Source organism: Candidatus Sodalis pierantonius str. SOPE, from assembly GCF_000517405.1.
GTDB classification, from domain to species: domain Bacteria; phylum Pseudomonadota; class Gammaproteobacteria; order Enterobacterales; family Enterobacteriaceae; genus Sodalis_C; species Sodalis_C pierantonii.
On the sequence record NZ_CP006568.1, the window covers coordinates 3,712,413 to 3,730,477 of the forward strand.

An 18,065-nucleotide genomic window follows, 5' to 3' on the forward strand; every position below is an offset into this window, starting at 1 on the left:
GTCCGAGTTCGGAACACATGGGCCAAACCCAGGTCCGGCGCTCGCGCAGGCCGGCCTGAAGCGCGGAAGTGAGAAGCAGCCACATCAGGCACCCATTTCCAAGCGCGGCGTTTTAGCGCCGCGCCAGTACGCCTCCGGCGGCAAAATAGGCTTTGATACCCGCCAAAATCGCTTCCGCCATCTGCTGCTGATAACGGGCGGTACGCAGCCGCCGTTCTTCTTGAATATTGCTGATGAATACCGTCTCCACCAGAATCGGAGGAATATCCGGTGCTTTCAAAACCGCAAAACCCGCCTGATCGACGCTCTTTTTATGCAATTGGGTGATCTTGCCCACATGACTCAACACATGCTTACCGAATTTCAGGCTGTCGTTGATGGTAGCGGTCTGCATCAAATCGAAAATCGTATGATCCAGATAGCGATCGCCGCTTTTACTCACACCGCCTATCTCATCGGCGGCGTTTTGCGTTTGGGCCAGATAGCGGGCCGCCGCGCTGGTGGCCCCTTTAGTGGATAACGCGAATACCGAGGCACCGTGGGCGGTGCGGCGGGTAAATGCATCGGCATGTATTGAAACGAACAAATCCGCCCGCTGCTTACGCGCCTTGGCCACCCGCACCTTCAGCGGGATAAACACATCCTCATTACGGGTCATGTAGACCTGCATATTCGGCTCGCGTTTAATCAGCGCGCTCAGGCGGCGGGCTATCTGTAGAACAATATCCTTTTCACGGGTTTTATATTTGCCGATAGCGCCGGGATCTTCGCCGCCGTGGCCCGGATCGAGCATCACCACCACCGATCGATCGCGCCCGGCCTTCCCGGCCTGCGGCGCCTGGGATTCCGGCGGCAGGGTGCGCGCCAGATCGCCCTTGTTATAATCTTCCAGCAGCGCCAGTAGCGGGTCGTCCTGCACCGCGGAACGGCTGCCCTGGTGCGGGTAAAGATCCAGCACCAGCCTGTGGCGGAAGCCGTGGGCCGGCGCCAGCGTCAGAAAACGCGGCGCCACTTTCTGTTTCAGCTCCAGCACCAGCCGCACGGTTTGGCCATCGAACTGGCCGACCCGCATCTGGCTAATATAGGGGTCTTCCGGCCGCACCTTCCCGCTGAGCTGGCTGAGCATCGAATTGAGCCGCAGACCTTCGATATCCAGCACCAGCCTCTCCGGGCCGCTCAAGGTAAAGGTGCGGTATTTCAAGGTGACATTCGATTCCAGCGTCACGCGGGTATAGCTAGAGGCGGGCCAAATGCGCACCGCCACAATGGTTGGGGTGGCGGCGAAGCCAACCCGGCTGACGCTTAGCAACCAGGTGGCGGCCACGCCCTGCAACAAATGTCGGCGCACGCGGTTGTGTTCTGAATCAGGCATAACGCCCCGGTAATAACATGTGCATTATCTGAAAAACCAATCGTTTATCGTTAACGGCGGAAACTTTAACCAAACCGCCGGCCGCTGTCATCCCGAAAAGGCCAGACATGGGCGGTGCGGAGCGAACTTTGCGCATCTTTACAAAGTGGACTACTGTAAATCGGGACTTGCCAAACGGGGGTTAAAAGAATAAAAATACACAAAATCAGAATAATCATTCACAGAGGGTAGGCCGTGAAGGAACGCAGTACAGAATTGGTTCAGGGTTTTCGCCATACGGTTCCTTATATCAATGCACACCGTGGCAAAACCTTTGTCGTTATGCTGGGCGGCGAAGCCATCGAGCATGAAAATTTCGCCAGTATTGTTAATGACATCGGCCTGTTGCACAGCTTGGGTATCCGCCTGGTGCTGGTGTACGGCGCCCGGCCGCAAATCGACGCCAATCTGGCGGTACACCATCTTGAGCCGATTTACCACAAACATACCCGCGTCACCGACGCCCCCACCCTCGAACGAGTGAAGCAGGCCGCCGGCCAGCTACAGCTGGATATCACCGCCCGACTGTCGATGAGTTTGAATAATACGCCGCTGCAGGGCGCGCACATCAATGTGGTGAGCGGCAATTTTATTATTGCCCAGCCCTTGGGCGTGGATGATGGCGTGGACTATTGCCACAGCGGCCGCATCCGCCGTATCGATGATGAGGCGATTCATCGCCAGTTGGACGGCGGCGCCATCGTCCTTCTCGGCCCGGTGGCGGTTTCGGTCACCGGCGAAAGTTTTAATCTCACCTCCGAAGAGGTGGCGACGCAGCTGGCTATCAAGCTGAAAGCGGAAAAGATTATCGGCTTTTGCTCGTCGCAGGGCGTGATTGGCGAAGACGACGATATTATTTCCGAACTGTTCCCCAACGACGCCCAGCGGCGCATCGAACAGTTGGAAGCGCGCGGCGATTACCATTCCGGCACCGTGCGCTTTCTGCGGGGTGCGGTAAAAGCCTGCCGCAGCGGCGTGCGGCGCTGCCATCTTATTAGCTATCAAGAAGATGGCGCGCTGGTGCAAGAGCTCTTTTCCCGCGACGGCATTGGCACGCAGCTTGTGATGGAAAGCGCCGAGCAGGTGCTGCGGGCCACCATCAACGATATCGGTGGCATTCTGGCGCTCATTCGCCCTCTGGAGCAGCAGGGGATTTTGGTGCGCCGCTCCCGCGAGCAATTGGAGATGGAGATCGACAAATTTACCATTATCGAACGGGACAACATGACCATCGCCTGCGCGGCGCTTTATCCCTTTCCCGATGAGCAGATAGGGGAAATGGCCTGCGTGGCGGTGCATCCCGATTATCGCAGTTCGTCACACGGCGAGATGCTGTTGACGCGCATCGCGCAACAGGCGCGTCGAATGGGGCTGAAGAAACTGTTTGTACTCACTACCCGCAGCATTCACTGGTTTCAAGAGCGCGGCTTCACCCCGGCGGAAGTGGACATACTGCCGAACCAGAAAAAGGCGCTGTATAACTACCAGCGCCGGTCTAAAATTCTGGTGGCCGACCTTGAGACGCAGGACGGCTGTTAAACGATAAAGCGATCGAAACGGCGAAGTTACAGGACGGCCACGGTGCGGTGAGGCAATCCTAACGGCCAGCACGCGGGACGGCCGTTGAGCCTAATACCGTGGGACCGGCGGGCCAGGCGGAAAACATCGCCGCGCGCGTCAGCGGTCGTCGGCTGGCTGCGGCGGTACGGCCTGGCCCGCAGCCAGCCGCTCGATTAGGCCGCTGCGCCGCTGGGTTTTGGTCGCCATGGCGTGTTGCAATACCACGTCGGTCGCGTACAGGGACAACCGCGCGCGCGCGCGCGTGACCGCGGTATACAGCAATTCTCGCGTTAACACCGGCAAGATCTGATTGGGTAACGCCAGCGCGGTATGGTGGAATTCCGACCCCTGGGATTTATGCACCGTCATCGCGAATGCCGTCTCATGCTCCGGCAGTCGGCTTAGCGGCACCGCTTTGACACCGCCGTCCGGCAGGGAGAAATGCACGCGCAGCGTCTGTTCGCCATCCCAGAGCAAGATCCCAATATCGCCATTATACAGCCCCAACGACGGCGCATTGCGTACGATCATCACCGGCCGCCCCGCGTAGCTGCGCCCGGCATTGCCGAGGGTGAGCAGCCCCACCCGGCTCAAGGCCAGCTCAATACGGTCGTTCAGACCGGCGACTCCAAAAGGCCCTTCCCGCAGCGCGCACAGCAGGCGGAAGCGGTTAAAGGCGTCCAGAATCGCGGCCGGCGCATCATGGTTGCGCACCCGCGACAAATAGTCCCGATAGCCCTCGACGCAGTCGTCCAGCATACGCTGATAATCCGCCGTCTCACGCAGCGGCGTGTAGACGACATCCGCCGCGGTGCCGGCGTTAAGCAGCGCCAGCGCGTCCTTGGCGTCGCCGGCGTTGATAGCATTTGCCAGCCGGCCAATACCGGATCCTTCATCGAAACGGTAGCTTTTACGCAGCAGACATAAACTATCGGCAACGCCATAACCGCCGCCGCCCGTACCCGCCGGCAGCGTAAAGCCCGTTAGCCGCGTCAGTTCCGCACGGCGCGCGGGGCGGTAACCGGCCTCGGCGAACTGGCAGATATCGCCCAGCACCGCTCCCGCCTCCACCGAGGATAGCTGGCATCGATCCCCCAGGAAGATCACCCGCGCTTGCGGCGGCAGCGCCGCAATCACATTGGCCATCATCGGCAAATCAACCATTGATGCTTCATCAATGATGAGAATATCCACATGCAGCGGGTTTCCACGGTGATAGCGCATCCGCTGGCTGTTGTGCTGCGCCCCGAGCAAGCGGTGCAGCGTTATCGCCTCGCGCGGCAATCGCTGTTTCTGCTCTTCATCCAGCCCCAGACGCTGTAGGGCCAGGCCGAGGGATTCGCTCAGGCGCGCTGCCGCTTTTCCGGTGGGGGCCGCCATTAACATGCGCGCACGACCGCCGTCGCTCAACTGCAACAGGGCCGCCAGGAGCTTCGCCACCGTGGAGGTCTTGCCGGTGCCCGGCCCGCCCGATATTAGCGCCACCGGGTGCGTTATCGCGACCGCCGCGGCAATTTTTTGCCAGTCGATTCCCGCGCCGTCGCCGGGAAAGTAGCGCGCCAGCACCGCAGCGAGGGTGGTTTCGTCGCCGGCCACCGGCGGTCGAGGCCGGTTGAAGAACTGTGCCACCGCGCATTCATACCGCCACATGCGCTGTAAATACAGGCGCTGGTTATCCAGCACCAGCGGTGTTGGACGTGAACCGTCGCTCACCGCGTTGGACGCCAGCAGGTGCTGCTGCCATTCGTCAAGAGAGGGGCTACCGGCCCGCAGCCAGGCCTGCTGCGCCTGCGTCGGCATCCGGCCGTCAAACAGCCGCGCCGGCGTTAATAGCGCCAGCGGCAGGCAAACATGGCCGGCGCCGGCATCGGCGCTGAGGCAGGCGCTGGCCAACATCAGCGCGGGCTCGGCGGGCGTGGCCAGCATACGGGCGAATTGGACGTCCAGCGGCCGGAACAAACGCAACCGTTGCGCTTCGGCAAGAATCTCTTCCATCTATAAGTCTCCTGCGTTAGCCGCTTTGCGCCGCCGGCCGCATTTCGCCGGTGAATAAGCGGTCAAGTCCGTCGATTAAGGCCATGTCCGGCCGGCAATGAAACACGCCATTTCCCGGTTGCGCTGCGTCGATGCCGCGCAGAAACAGATAATATACCCCGCCGAAATCGCGCTGGTAATCATAATCCACCAGGCGGTGGCGCAAAAAGCGATGCAGCGCCAGCGTATAAAGCTGGTACTGCAACTCATAACGATGGGCGATCATCGCCTGTTCCATCGCCGGCAAGGTGTAGGCGGTACTCTCCTCTCCCAGCCAGTTGGATTTATAGTCCAGCAGGTAATAACGGCCTTGCCAGCGGAAAACCAGGTCGATAAACCCTTTCAGCATCCCTTTGACCTGCGGAAAATCCAGCGGTGGGCAGCGTGCCGAAAGCGGATCGTAGCGCTTGCAGAGCAGATCCAGATCGCGCGCCTGCACCACCGCGTCGATAGGCAGATAAAACGGCAATTCAGCAAGGCGGCTGTCGGGCGCCAGATGCGCGAGAGAAAGCGACCCGCCATCCAGCGGCATGGCGATAATGCTTTCCATCCAGTGCGTTAGCACCGGCAGCCAAACGGCGTCGATGCCCTGCTGCGCCAGCTGTTCACTCAGGCACTTCGGGTCCAACGACCGGTTGAAATCCAACGTTTCAAATAGACCGTGCAAAAACGTCCCCGGCGACGCGCCGCGCGGAAAGGTATGCGGCGTCAACTGTAGCCTTTCCTGCTGCCCGCCCTCTCCCGCGGCATCCACGTCCAACCGCGGTTGCAACTCCATCACCACCGAGCTGCCGTGCCGTTGCAGACCGGAATAGCTGGTGACCCGCCAGGGATCGCGCGGCGGCGCGGGCCAGCTGCGGGCGCTTACCGCGGGAGCGGGCTCGGGGGCGGGTCTCAGCGGTTGCGCCGGCTCGGCCTGCGCCTCGCACAGGGCAATATCTCCGTCGGCGCGCGCCACCAACGCTACCAGCCGATCGTGCAGGTCATCCGCATCGCCATCCTGCCCCTGCTGAATCAGGTAGCCGGGTGCGCTCAAATGCAGATCGCTGGCGCCGGTTTTTTTGCGGCTGCCGCGATACAACGGCGCGATGCCCAGACTGCAATGGTAGATAGAACGCGTTAGCGCCACGTAAAACAGACGCAAATCTTCCGCCAGCCGCTCCTCCTCCGCCAGCCGTAAACTCTCTTGCGCCGCGCTGAGATCCAGCCAGGCTCCGTACGCCTGGCGATCGTGAAACAGCGGCCGCCTTTGCACGCGAAAATCGGCCGCGAACGGCAGGAACACCAGCGGGAACTCTAGACCTTTGGATTTATGCACCGTAATGATTTGCACCAGATGACGATCGCTTTCCAGCCGCAATTGCTGATTCGTCGCCTGTGGATTAGGGGATTCCACTTGCAGCGCCAGCCAGCGGACCAGCGCAAATTCGTTCTCCAGTTGCGTCGAGGCTTCCTGTAGCAGTTCTCCCAAATGCAGTACGTCGGTCAGCCGGCGTTCGCCCCCCTGACTTGCCAACAGGCTTTCCGCGATGCGATGGTTTATCATCATTTGACGCAGCATCGGTAGTACGCCGGTTTTTTGCCAGCGCTGGCGATAGTCGGCAAACTCTTCAACCCGCTGCTCCCAGCGGCGTTCATCGTTATTCAGCGCATCAATAGTCGCGGCATCAAAACCCAGCAGCCCGGTGGCCAGCGCGCAGCGCAGCGCGGTATCCTTCTCCGGCGTCAACACCGCCTGAAGGATCCATTGCAGTTCGCGCGCCTCGGGCGTCTCGAAGACGCTGTCCCGGTTGGAGAGATACACCGCCGGGATCATCAGCGCCGCCAGCGCGTCGCGTATCAGCGCCGCCTCGTTGCGGTTGCGCACCAGTACCGTAATATCCGACGCCTGCAGCGGCTGACAGCCCCGACGCCCTTCAAGCCAGGCTTCGCCTTCGCGCGCGGCGTAAAGCCAGTCGCGAATGGTGGCGGCACACTGGCGCGCCATGCATTGTTGGTACTCGCTTACGCCTACACCGGCGCCCGGCTGTAGCCAGACGCGCAGCGCCGGCTGAGGCTGATGCCGCACCACCAGCCGCAGGTCGGCATTGCCCGCGGCAGACGCCACCGGCATAAAGGGAATATCATTGAAAATAAACGGCGACGGCAAGCTTTGGAACAGTTGATTGACCGCATTGATCATCCCCGGCGCGGAACGCCAGTTGGTATCAAGGGTATAGTGAGCATCCACTTCACTGCGGGCGCGCATATAGGTGAAAATATCCGCGCCGCGAAATGCATAGATAGCCTGTTTCGGGTCGCCTATCAACAGCAGGCCGCAGCCGGGCTGATCGCCGTAAATTCGGCGGAAAATACGGTACTGCTGCGGGTCGGTATCCTGAAACTCATCGATCATCGCCACCGGATAGCGTGTGCGCACCGACGCGGCCAGGGCTTCACCGCCACCGCCGGCCAGCGCCCGGTCCAGGCGACTCAGCAAATCGTCGAACCCCATCTCCGCGCGCCGCCTTTTTTCCTGCTCCAGCGCCTGACGCATTTCCGCCAGCGCCATGACGAAAATCAGCTCGCGCAGCGAGAGCCTATGCTGATAAAAGGCCTCCACCGCGGCAAACAGTTCATGCCGAGGCGGCTCCCCGGCGGTAGTTTTTTCCGCCAGCACCGAGCTTTTAAACCGCACCAGCTCATCCGGCACCTGATAATCCACGGTGGGCTCACTCGCCCAGCGGTCGACTTTCGCAAGCCAGGTCGGCAGATTTTTGCTGCTATACACCCGACGGTCGAGTTTATGACCGTCGAGCATCGTCCTAAGCGTCGCTGACGCCGCGCGCCATTGTCGCTTGAGGTCTTCAATGCCGGCAATGATGCGCCCATGACGCGCCAAGATAGACTCGCTGATATCGGGCGGATCACGCACCACCGGCGGCTCGCCCTGAAGATAAGGCAGCAGTTCCGCCAGCAGATTTTCCGGCCCCTCCCAGTGCTGCTGCACCATGCGCGCAACGTCCAGCGGCAACGGATAGCAGTGGCGGCGCCAGAAGTCAGCGCTCACCTGCTGGCGCAAAAACGATTCATCCTCCAGCAAGGTTTGCTGAAATAACATGCCGGATTCGACAGCATTGTGATTCAGCATGCGCTGGCAGAAGCCATGGATGGTATAAATTGCCGCCTCGTCCATCTGCCGCTCCGCCGCCAGCAAATGCAATGCGGCCAGCCGCAGACAGCCGAGCTGCGCCAGCAGCGCCGCCAGCAGCGGATCCTCACTCTTACCCCGCACACAGACCAGCCGCAACCGATGAATACTGTCGCGGATACGGCCGCGCAGCTCCTCGGTGACGGTCTCGGTAAAGGTCACCACCAATATTTCTTCCACGCTCAAGGGCCGCGGGTACGCCGCCTCGCCGCCCAGCCCAAGCAGCAGCCGCAGATAAAGCGCTGCCAGGGTATAGGTTTTTCCCGTTCCCGCCGACGCTTCGATGAGACGAGCGCCCTGTAGCGGTAACGTGAGAGGGTTAAGGCTCTCGGCGGTCATCAGCGCCATCGGCTTCCTTTGGTTGCACCGGCAGCGCCTGTTGCAGCGCTGACGCATCGGAAAACAGAGCCCAGCCGGTGGGGTGAGCGTAATCGGCGGTATCGTTACCCGCGCCGACGCCGGAAATTTGCGACAGCAGGGCCAGCCCCTGCTGCTTGATAACCGCCCGCTGGTAATAATCGCTCAGCTGCGGCTGGGTCAGCGTCCGCATACGGGCAATCAGACGAGCGCGCGTATCAAAGCGCATATTATCGCGATGCAGATCGCCGGTATAGAGATCCACCTCTTCGCCCAGCGTCTGGGGCTTCTGCTGCAGCTGGGCTATCACGCCTTGCTTGTATTGCTCGAAATCCGTCGGGTCCAGCGTATTCAGCCGCTGGCCGGCCTGAGTGAAAAACACCAGATAGCGCTGGTAAAGATAGGCCGGCTGATAGCGGCCGCTTTGCAGTACAAACCCGACGCCTGCCTGATCGCCGACGAAAATAGGCAGCATAAACACGGCATAGCCCAGCTGCTCCTGGGTACGCAATTGCTTGTAAAACCAGGATTCGACAATCTGCGACAGCAGATAACTGCAGGCCATCCCTTCGATACGGTCATAACCGAGGGGAACATAGACCGCCGCCAGGGCGGAATCGGTGCTGTCGAGCCGCTTCTGGATAAGCGCCCGCAGCGGCGCGTCAACGGTGGCCTTATCGGCACGCCGCCAGTCGGTGCCGGTCAGCCCCAGGCGTTCTTTCAGCCCACGCGCCAGCGTTTCCGCCCGCTCGGGGGTCAGATTCCCCACCACCAGCACGTCCAGCGCGGTGGGTTTGATAAGCGTTGTGCGATAATCCATCACCTCTTGTAGCGTAATGCCGTCGATAAGCGCCCGTCGCGCGTCGTGCTCGACATAGGGAATGTCGGAGAGGACCTTGGCCGGAATGATCGCTTGGGAGTAGGCTTTGCTCTTATCCGTACCGTCCAGTTGCTGGCGATACCAGGTCTTGGCCTGCTGTAGCTGCTGCGCCGTCGGGGCTATCGCCAGATAGCGGTCCAGCAGCGCATTCACCAGCGGCACCAAGCGCTGGGTGTAACCGCTGGCCTTGATGGTCAGACCGTTGTTGACGTAGGAGGAAAAGCTGATGCCGCCCACATAGGCCTGATTGCTCAGCTCCGCCAGTTCAAGATTGGAAAGATAGTCGTTTAACGAATACAACACCTGATTACGTGCACTGCCCATGGCCGCGGCATTGCGAAAATTCAACGTAATATCCGCGCGCGGCTCGTCGGCGAACGCCCGGCTCAGCATATAGTGCAACCGTAGCCCCGGCTCGTCGATTAGGGTTTCAGGATGTTCGGGATGATTCGCGCTGCGGATCAGGCTGAAGTCGTTGGCGATATAAGGATTAAGCGCCGGCAGCGAAAGCGTGATGGCCCGCTCCAGGTGTCGCCAGCGGGCGATTTGCACCGGCGTCACTTTACTCACTTGATAAGGTGCATCGACAAAGTAGGCGGTCTTGTCGTGCGGCGCGTCCGGGCTGATGAACCAGACGCGGGCATGCTGCGGCTTCATGGCGTCGAGGCGCGCGCCGATGGCGGCCGGATCGTAGCGGTCGGCCAGATAGGAGGCATCCAGCACATGTTGCACCGGCACCCGCAGCATGGAATCCACCAGCCATTCGATATAGTCCATATTGCGGGTCATCACCGGGAAACGGAAATCCTGGTCCAGCACATGGGCTATCTCGTCAAAATAGTGGCGTTGAATCCCCTGATGCCGCAGCAATGAAAGATAGGCAAAAATGGCCGCCACCACCCGATCGCGCTGCGCATACCCTTTGTCGGAAAGGGAGGCGGCAATGGCGAAAACCCCGCCGTTGCGATTAACCATGGGATCGGCGCCGGCGTCGATAGCGTCCGCCAGCCCCTCTTTTTGCAGCCAGTCCGCCAGGGTTCCCGGGCTGCGGTTGCCGATGAGATAGCTGATGTAAGTATCGGTTTTGCTGCGAAACGCGGCGCTGTTGTTGGCAATGGGAAACTCGATGCGCAACATCTTTCGTGGCTGGACCGGCTGGTAATGGATAACGATACCGGTTTGCGCGGCGGTCACCGCCGGTACGGTGATGGGCGGCACCGACGCCCGGTGGTTGGCGATGTGGCCAAAGGTAGCGGCCGCCAGCTTCGCCATATCGGGCAGCGGTTGATTGCTGTAAATGACCGCTACCATCAAGTTGGCCGAATAATAACGTTTGTAGAAATGCTGGAGCGCATCGTGCAATTTGCTGTCGGGCTTATCGCTCAAGGTGTCAAGATTGCCGCCTGAAAAGCGCGAACCCGGGTGAGCCGGATTCATGGTTTCAGACCGGATCTGCGCCATGCGCAAGCCGTCGCTAGCGCGCGCCATTCTGAGCTCGGCATCCACCGCATGGCGCTCCTTATCGGCGTAAACCGGATCCACCCGCGGTGCGGCGATAGCGTCCGCCAGCCGATCGATGGCCGGCTGCAGCGCATCGTTTTCCACCTCCAAATAAAAGGCCGTTCTGTAGGACGCGGTGCTGGCATTATGATCGCCGCCGTGCTTTTTCAAGAATTCCGAAAGATTTTCCGGCTCTGGATAATGGCGCGACCCCATCAGGATCATATGCTCCAGATAGTGGGCCAGGCCAAGCTGATTGTGCGGATTCTCCAGCGACCCTACCGGCACGGCCACCGCCGCAAGCGACTTGACCGCTTCTTTATCGCTCACCAACAGCACCGTCATGCCGTTATCCAGCCGGATGGCCTGATAGTGGCGGGGATCTTGACTGCTCTTGTGGATGGCTTCTTGCACCGGTTGCCATCCGCTTTGCGCCCATCCTGGCGCCGCCGTGCTCAAGAAAATCAGTGCGAAACCCAATAACCCGTTAACCAGTTTCAACATTCCACTCTCCGATAGCTGCCTTGCGGGCCGTTCCTGACCACAGTCTTTTTCTAGGTGACACATACGTGCAAGATAACCACATCACGGCACTTGCCGCCGTCGCCGAGGCGGCGCACCGGACGCTTGCCTCAGGCTTTGTTTTCGCGTTTCGCCGGCTCGCTCTGCGCCAGATTGAACATAAAGGGTGGCAGCAAATACCGTTCAGCGGCCGATATAATCGCCTCAATATGTTGTTCCTCCAGCTGACGCATCAACCGCTGCAGATAAGGATCCTCGCCTTCGCCGGGAACATGGCCATTCCCCTGCCAAGCCTGGATAAGTTTATCACGGGCCTGCCGCTGCCGGCTCTCGTCGCGGTCTATGCTCTGCGTTACCGGGTCGTAACACTGGCTTAGCCATGCGCCACCCGCGCGGGGTAACAGCAGCAGCGGCGACGCCATACCCTGACAGTAGCCGGAAACCAGCGAAAGTAAAAACGCTTTCGCCCGACAAGCGGGCAGCGGCGCGAAATGCCACTCGCCGCGCGTACCGAACATCCGGCTTTCGCCTTCGCCGCCCATGGCGCAGTAGGCCAGGTGCTCTACCCACAGCAGCAGGCCGTCCCGGGCCGACAGCGTGCCGGGACGCCAGCGCAGCAAGCCATTCGCCTGGACCCGCGGCAGCCAGCCGGAAAGCGTCACCTCGTCCAGCGTCAAAAAGACCTCAACACCGTGCGTTTCCGGCAATCGCCACGTCCGCACCTGCTCAGAGAGCGCGGTCATCTCCTGGCACTGCTTGGCCCAATACAGCTCGCCGAACGCGCCATAAGGCAACAGGCCGGCGGCGCGCACCTGGCGGAACAGCCGATCGGTGCTTTCCCCGTCGATAAGGGCATTCACCAGCCGGTCATTGAGCTGATAGCGGGTCAGGCCGTCGATGACAAAGGGTTCATCAGCCGCCAGCTCAAGGGAGGTTTGGTGAAAGGAGACCGCCAGGCGCTGCACAAACCAGGCGCGCACCGAGTGGCGATAAAAGCCCAGCAGCTCATCCAGCGCCAGCGCTTCGCAGGGCGGCGCCGTCAACGGCGCGACAAAATCCGGCTGCGGCTCGCCCTCGGCACCGGCAGCCGGCAGCCACTCGGCGGCGAAGCTTTGGGACTCGCTACCGGGCAGAAAATTCTCCGGCGCGAAAGGCATGCGGCTATGCCACTGCCAAAGATGCGCGCGCACCCGGTCAGCGCTACTCTCGGCATCGGCATGCTCGTCGCCGGGTAAATGGAAGCTTTGCGCAATATAATCGCTCAGTTCGCTTACCAGCACCGACGGATAACGCGGCGTATTATCCTGAATGGCCCGGCCGATAAAACTGATATACAACCGCTGCTGCGCGGATAACAGCGCCTCCATGAACAGATAGCGGTCATCGTCGCGCCGGCTGCGATCGCCGCGCTGTAGCTGCTGCGCCATCAGGTCGAACCCCGCCGGCGGCAGCGTGCGCGGATAAACGCCGTCGTTCATGCCCAGCAGGCAGACCACCCGAAACGGAATTGAGCGCATTGGCATCAGCGTACAAAAGTTGATGGTGCCGGCCAGAAAGCGCTGGCTGACCCGCTCCTGATCCAGCCGCGCGGCCAGCTCGTCTTGCAGCAGCGTCACCGGCACAGGCTGGTCATATCCCACCTGCAAACCGCATTGCAGCACCTGCTGCCATTGATTTTCCAGCAGCGCCAGCGCCGCTTCCGCCTCGGCGTCGGGGGCAAAGAAATCCTCGATCATTTCGCGGGCGCAGCCAAGCCAGGCGTCCAAGGCGCGGGGCTGGGCAAGTCGGTCGCGCCAATGGCGCAGCCGCATCAACAGCTCAGCCAGTTGGCCGACCAGACCGGCTATCAAGCCGCTGGATTCGTCATAGGGCAAAATGCCTTGCCAATCGCCGCTCTCGCTGTCCATCGCATAGCCCAGCAGCATGCGGGTCAAACCAAATTGCCAAGTATGCTGGCCGGTGGCGGGCAGCATCAGTTCGCGCAGCGTATCATCGTCCAGCCCCCAGCGAATGCCGGACTCCGCCACCCATAGACGCAGCAGTTGAAGCCCCTGCTCATCAATGGCGAAGCGGGCCGCCAGCGCCGGCACTTCCAGCAACGCCAGCACCTGCTCGGCGGCAAAGCGGCTGCGCGGTAATTCCAGCAGGCTGAGAAACGCCGGCAAAACAGGCTGGAGATGCCGCGCGCGTCTGTCGGAAATGGCATACGGCAGGTAGCGCTCGCCGCCGGCATTGCCGAACACCGCCTGGATTGCCGGCGTATAACGGTCGATATCGGCCACCATGACAATCACGTCACGCGGGCGCAGCGTCGGGTCTTCCGCTATCATCGCCAGCAGGCTGTCGTGCAGCACTTCCACTTCCCGCTGCAGACTATGGCAGACATGCAGGCTCAGCGAGCGGTCATCCAGCCGCAGCGGCCGCTTACCGCCGCCCTGGGTGAGCGTTTCACCGTCCATGCCAATCACCGCGTGATCCTCAAGGGCCAGGATGTCGCGCTGCACCAGGCTTAGCAGGTTATCACCCGCCGGCTCAACAAATGCATCTACCTCGGCAATGCCGTCCATCTGCGCCAGCAGATAAAGATTATCGCGCCCCTGTTTGCCCCAGGAGGCCAGCAGCGGGTTGCCTGTTTGCTGCTCCCCCAGCGCGTCGAATAGCGCGGCGGCCTGTTCGGGGCGCCGAAACAGCGCCTGCTCCGTCTGCTGCTGATAGTGTCGGCGACGGCGGTGCAGCAGCCGCGCCAGAAAAGCGCGATCGCGGATATCCCCCCAGTAATAGCGGCAGGGATTGGTGAACAGCAGATGGATGTCGATATGGCGCCCCAACGCCTGAAGCGCCTGCAGGTAAGTGGGGGGCAACGCTGAGATGCCGCAGATGAACACTCTATCGGGCAAGCCAGGCGGCCGCGTCTGGCTTTGCGTCAAGGTCTGGATAAAACGCTGATAGAGATTGGCGCAGTGCCACAGCGGCTGCCCCGCCCGTTCCGTCTCCGCCATCAGCGCCCGCCACAAGGGGGCCTGCCAGCGCTGGGCCTCGCCTAAATCGTCGATCGCTTCACCACGCTGCCAGCTTTCCAGCCAGTCGGGACGATATACCAAATATTGGTCGAAGAGATCCGCCACCCGGGCGGCAAACTGGAACACTTTACGCTTATCATCGTCATCGCGCAGATACTCGCTTATCGCCGCAAAATCCGCCTGCTGGCACAGACGCGGCAGCAGCGTCATCAGCCGCCAGGTCATCGCCGATTTGGCAAATGCGCTTTCGTCAGGAATATCGGGCAGGACGCGGGTGAACATCTGCCAGATAAAGCTGGCCGGCAGAGGAAATTCAATGTTGGCCGCAATGCCGAAGTGTGCCGCCAACTCCATCTGCATCCACTGCGCCATACCGTTGCTTTGCACCAGAATCACTTCCGGCTGGAATGGATCGCGCAGCGGCCTGCCCGCGATCAGCGCGGCGGTAAGGGTCTTAAGCAGATCCAGCTGGTTGGAATGATAAACGGTAAACATAAACTCCTCGCCATGCGCGCCTTCTGCCCAAGGCTTGTTACGATGCCTGCGCCCACTCTAACGCGATTTGCCCGAAACACAAGCAATCACGTACCTGTTATGTCGGCCGGATTCTGGCAAACCCATTCGTTAAGGCTGATGCGCTCGCCGGTCGGCAGGGTGACCATGGCGGTAACGCGCCGGCAAGCCGCGTCGCAGGATATTTCAATCACGCTAATCCGCCAGCCGGGCGGCTGAGATAGCGCGCCTGGGGCCGTCGGCTACCGCAGCAGCTCCAGGCGCTGATGGCATAAACTCAGCGCCAGCGAGACATCCTGTAACCGCCGCAGGAAGACCGCCAGCCGCTGACGATAATCCAGCAACCCCAGCGCGGTGAGGGCAAGCAGCGCCGTCGCCAGCAGCGCCTCCGCGCGCCCTTACCTACACTATTGCGCCATTACACCACGCCTGCCGCAGCCTTTAGCCCGGGTCAAAATCAAGCCAGCCGTCGTGCCGCGCCCGCAGAAAATACCTCCGCGCCCGGTCCGGCGATGCGCCCTCCGCGAGGGAAGCCGCCGGCGGGGGCTCCACACCCGCAGGATCCCTCGGTGCCGTCGGGCAAGTTGCTGCAACAGGATCCTCCGCGGCTGGCGCCACGGCCAAATGCAGCGTGACGCGCTGATAATGCCGCAGCAGCGGCGCCAGCATCGTGCCGCCTCCTTCCCCACGCAGCAGCCAGCCATATCCCCGACCGCTGACCTGTAGGCAAACCCGCAATGGCGCGGTGGGATGCTGTCGGCATTCGCCGTGCCGGGCAGGCCAATGCTGGCTTAGCCCCCAAGCGAGGGACGATTCAGCCTGGTGAAAAGCCTGCAAATATTGACGCTGCGCCCGCGCCAGCTCCAGCGAAATCTGGAGCGCTTGCTGCCAACTTAACATCGCCAGCAGGCAAAAGCCGCTGAGGAGCGCCAGCGCTAGAACACTGCCGCTACCCCGTTCCCGACTCATAAATTACGCCGCGCCACGACCTGCGTCACGGCGTAGCCTATATCCGGCCGGCGACGGGCGGTCGCGGCAAGATGAATGCGCAGCGCACCACCCGCGAGAACGGTGAATTGCAGCCGGGTCACCGTCAGCTCATCGCTGTTGAACACCTTTTCCCAGCCACCCCCCTGGCAATCACTTACATCACGCTGGGTCTCCAGCGCCCCCCGACGCAGGCGATAGCCGAAGGTGGCGGTGACGAGATGCCCGGATGCATCGCTGCGCGCGTAATAGGCATAACCGACCACGAAACAGGAGCCGGCTGGCTCCCTCAGGTACCTGCCGATCCACAGCGCTCGCCCCGCCTTGCCCTGCGGCGAAAAGCCGGCGCGACGCAGATCCTTGACCATGTTGAGCGCATAGAGATAAGCTGGCGCATCAACTGCAACTGCCGTATCGCCCCTTCGGCACCACGGTGCAGTGCGGGAAAAAGGTGCAGCGCCACCGTCAACAGCACGCTGCATAGCCGGACCCGGCCGCGGCCGGAAACCACCACCCGCAGACGCCCCGCCCGATTGCTGAGGACGAAGTGCGCCGCGCTAGCGGTGTGGCGCAGCCCGTCCAGACTCAGCTCGCCCGCCGTCGACAACGACAGGCGAACACCCGTGTAGGGAGCAGCGCAGCGCGCGGGTTCGCGCCTGGCTCCCGGTGAAGCGCGGCCTAAGCCGCATAGCGGATCGCCCCACAGCTGCCAGCATTCGCCGACGACCGCAGTGATCCGGCAGCGGCGGTTACCCCAGGCGGCATGCCACTGCTGGCGCACGATAAAATCCATCAGCTGGTGTGCGCTGCTCGCCAGTTGCCGGGCGAACTGATGCTGACGCCAACCATAACTTCCCGCCAGGATCAACAGCGCGGTCAACGCCAGCGTCAGGAGCAGCTCAGGCAAGGTATAGCCGCTATCGCGGTCGGTATTTTGTTAAGGGAATCATTCATTGCCGCAGTGTGACGCGGCGCGCGGCGGTGGACCAGCGGCGAGATTGGGTTATGCAGCGTGTGATGCAATCATTGAGCGGCGAGAAGCAAGTGATACAGCGGCGGCGTGAGCGCCATCACGAACAGACGTAGGCACATCTCCGCCCGTGCATGAACCTTTTATACGCGAACGGACCGCCGCATGCGCCATCGCATTTGTGCACGAGAAGACCGCTGCATGCATCATCGCACTTGAGCACGAGAGGATCGCGGCAGGCACATTCACATTTATGCACAAAACGGCCCGCCGCCCGCATTTCATGTTTATGCGCAGACGACCACCGCCCTCGCGCGGACGAATTATACCGCGACCGGCGCTTTGATTGCCGGATGGGGGTCATAGCCCGTCAGCTCAAAATCCTCGAAGCGGTAATCGAACAAGGTTGCCGGACGGCGCTTAATCAGCAGCTGCGGCCGCGGCCGCGGATCGCGTGTCAGCTGCAGGTCCGCCTGCTGCAAATGGTTACTGTAGAGATGGGTATCGCCGCCGGTCCAGACGAAATCTCCGACCTGCAAATCGCACTGCTGCGCCAGCATATGTACCAGCAGGGCATAGCTGGCGATATTGAACGGCAGGCCGAGGAAAATATCGCACGAACGCTGGTAGAGCTGACACGATAAGGTGCCGTTGGCGACGTAGAACTGAAATAGCGCATGGCACGGCGCCAGGGCCATTTTGTCCAGCTCGCCGACGTTCCAGGCGGAAACGATAATGCGGCGGGAATCCGGATCTTGCCTGAGCTGGCGCACCACTTCGGCCAACTGATCTATCTGACGTCCGTCGCCGGTCCCCCAGGCGCGCCACTGGCGGCCGTACACCGGCCCCAAATCGCTGTTTTCATCCGCCCACTCATCCCAGATGGAAACGTTATTCTGCTGCAAATAGGCAATATTGGTATCGCCGTTAAGGAACCACAGTAGCTCATGGATAATCGACCGCAAATGGCAGCGTTTGGTGGTCACCAGCGGGAACCCCTGGCGCAAATCAAAGCGCATTTGATGGCCGAACACCGACAGGGTGCCGGTGCCGGTACGATCCGCTTTTGGCGTACCCTGCGCGCGCACCCTACGCATCAAATCCAAATACTGTTTCATAAT

General features: G+C 61.2%; 11 protein-coding genes and 1 pseudogene. 2 read left to right on the forward strand and 10 right to left on the reverse strand.

The window, feature by feature from the left end:
* Window positions 1-112 precede the first annotated feature (112 nt).
* Window positions 113-1,372 carry an N-acetylmuramoyl-L-alanine amidase AmiC gene (amiC, locus tag SOPEG_RS18495; RefSeq protein WP_025246460.1) on the reverse strand — a complete coding sequence of 420 codons (1,260 nt, stop codon included), beginning with the start codon at window positions 1,370-1,372 and terminating at the stop codon, window positions 113-115.
* A gap of 234 nt (window positions 1,373-1,606) precedes the next feature.
* Between amiC and argA the strand changes: the two genes are divergently transcribed.
* Window positions 1,607-2,950 (forward strand): amino-acid N-acetyltransferase, encoded by a 1,344-nt coding sequence (gene argA / locus SOPEG_RS18500; RefSeq protein WP_025246461.1) that lies wholly within the window; start codon window positions 1,607-1,609, stop codon window positions 2,948-2,950.
* 138 nt (window positions 2,951-3,088) lie between these two features.
* On the opposite strand, the gene recD is transcribed toward argA, so the two are convergent.
* The 8 genes and pseudogenes from recD to SOPEG_RS18530 all read right to left on the reverse strand — a co-directional run bounded on the left by recD (window position 3,089) and on the right by SOPEG_RS18530 (window position 16,456).
* Window positions 3,089-4,966, reverse strand: coding sequence for an exodeoxyribonuclease V subunit alpha (gene recD / locus SOPEG_RS18505; protein WP_025246462.1), 1,878 nt, complete (start codon window positions 4,964-4,966; stop codon window positions 3,089-3,091).
* Between the two features lie 16 nt (window positions 4,967-4,982).
* Window positions 4,983-8,543 carry an exodeoxyribonuclease V subunit beta gene (gene recB / locus SOPEG_RS18510; protein WP_025246463.1) on the reverse strand — a complete coding sequence of 1,187 codons (3,561 nt, stop codon included), beginning with the start codon at window positions 8,541-8,543 and terminating at the stop codon, window positions 4,983-4,985.
* Entirely contained in the window at window positions 8,515-11,436 is a 2,922-nt protein-coding gene (gene ptrA / locus SOPEG_RS18515) for a pitrilysin (protein WP_025246464.1), read from the reverse strand. The genes recB and ptrA overlap by 29 nt, the downstream gene beginning before the upstream one ends.
* A 128-nt stretch (window positions 11,437-11,564) precedes the next feature.
* Complete coding sequence (gene recC / locus SOPEG_RS18520; RefSeq protein ID WP_025246465.1) at window positions 11,565-14,969, reverse strand: exodeoxyribonuclease V subunit gamma; 3,405 nt, start codon at window positions 14,967-14,969, stop codon at window positions 11,565-11,567.
* Window positions 14,970-15,055: 86 nt separating this feature from the next.
* Window positions 15,056-15,214, reverse strand: a pseudogene (locus SOPEG_RS31010) (prepilin-type N-terminal cleavage/methylation domain-containing protein); the annotation flags it as partial.
* A 15-nt stretch (window positions 15,215-15,229) separates the two neighbouring features.
* Window positions 15,230-15,331: a prepilin-type N-terminal cleavage/methylation domain-containing protein gene (locus tag SOPEG_RS31015; protein WP_417903424.1), complete on the reverse strand. Its 102-nt coding sequence runs from the start codon at window positions 15,329-15,331 to the stop codon at window positions 15,230-15,232.
* A 97-nt stretch (window positions 15,332-15,428) separates the two neighbouring features.
* Window positions 15,429-15,956, reverse strand: a complete 528-nt coding sequence (locus tag SOPEG_RS23390; RefSeq protein ID WP_025246466.1) for a DUF2509 family protein — start codon at window positions 15,954-15,956, stop codon at window positions 15,429-15,431.
* Complete coding sequence (locus SOPEG_RS18530; RefSeq protein WP_158382470.1) at window positions 15,953-16,456, reverse strand: hypothetical protein; 504 nt, start codon at window positions 16,454-16,456, stop codon at window positions 15,953-15,955. Before SOPEG_RS18530 ends, SOPEG_RS23390 begins: the two co-directional genes overlap by 4 nt.
* A 281-nt stretch (window positions 16,457-16,737) precedes the next feature.
* Here SOPEG_RS18530 and SOPEG_RS28415 point away from each other — a divergent pair, with 281 nt between their 5' ends.
* Window positions 16,738-16,941, forward strand: a complete 204-nt coding sequence (locus tag SOPEG_RS28415; protein ID WP_158382472.1) for a hypothetical protein — start codon at window positions 16,738-16,740, stop codon at window positions 16,939-16,941.
* A 326-nt stretch (window positions 16,942-17,267) separates the two neighbouring features.
* Here SOPEG_RS28415 and thyA read toward each other — a convergent pair whose 3' ends face one another.
* Complete coding sequence (gene thyA / locus SOPEG_RS18540) at window positions 17,268-18,062, reverse strand: thymidylate synthase (RefSeq protein ID WP_025246469.1); 795 nt, start codon at window positions 18,060-18,062, stop codon at window positions 17,268-17,270.
* Window positions 18,063-18,065 lie beyond the last annotated feature (3 nt).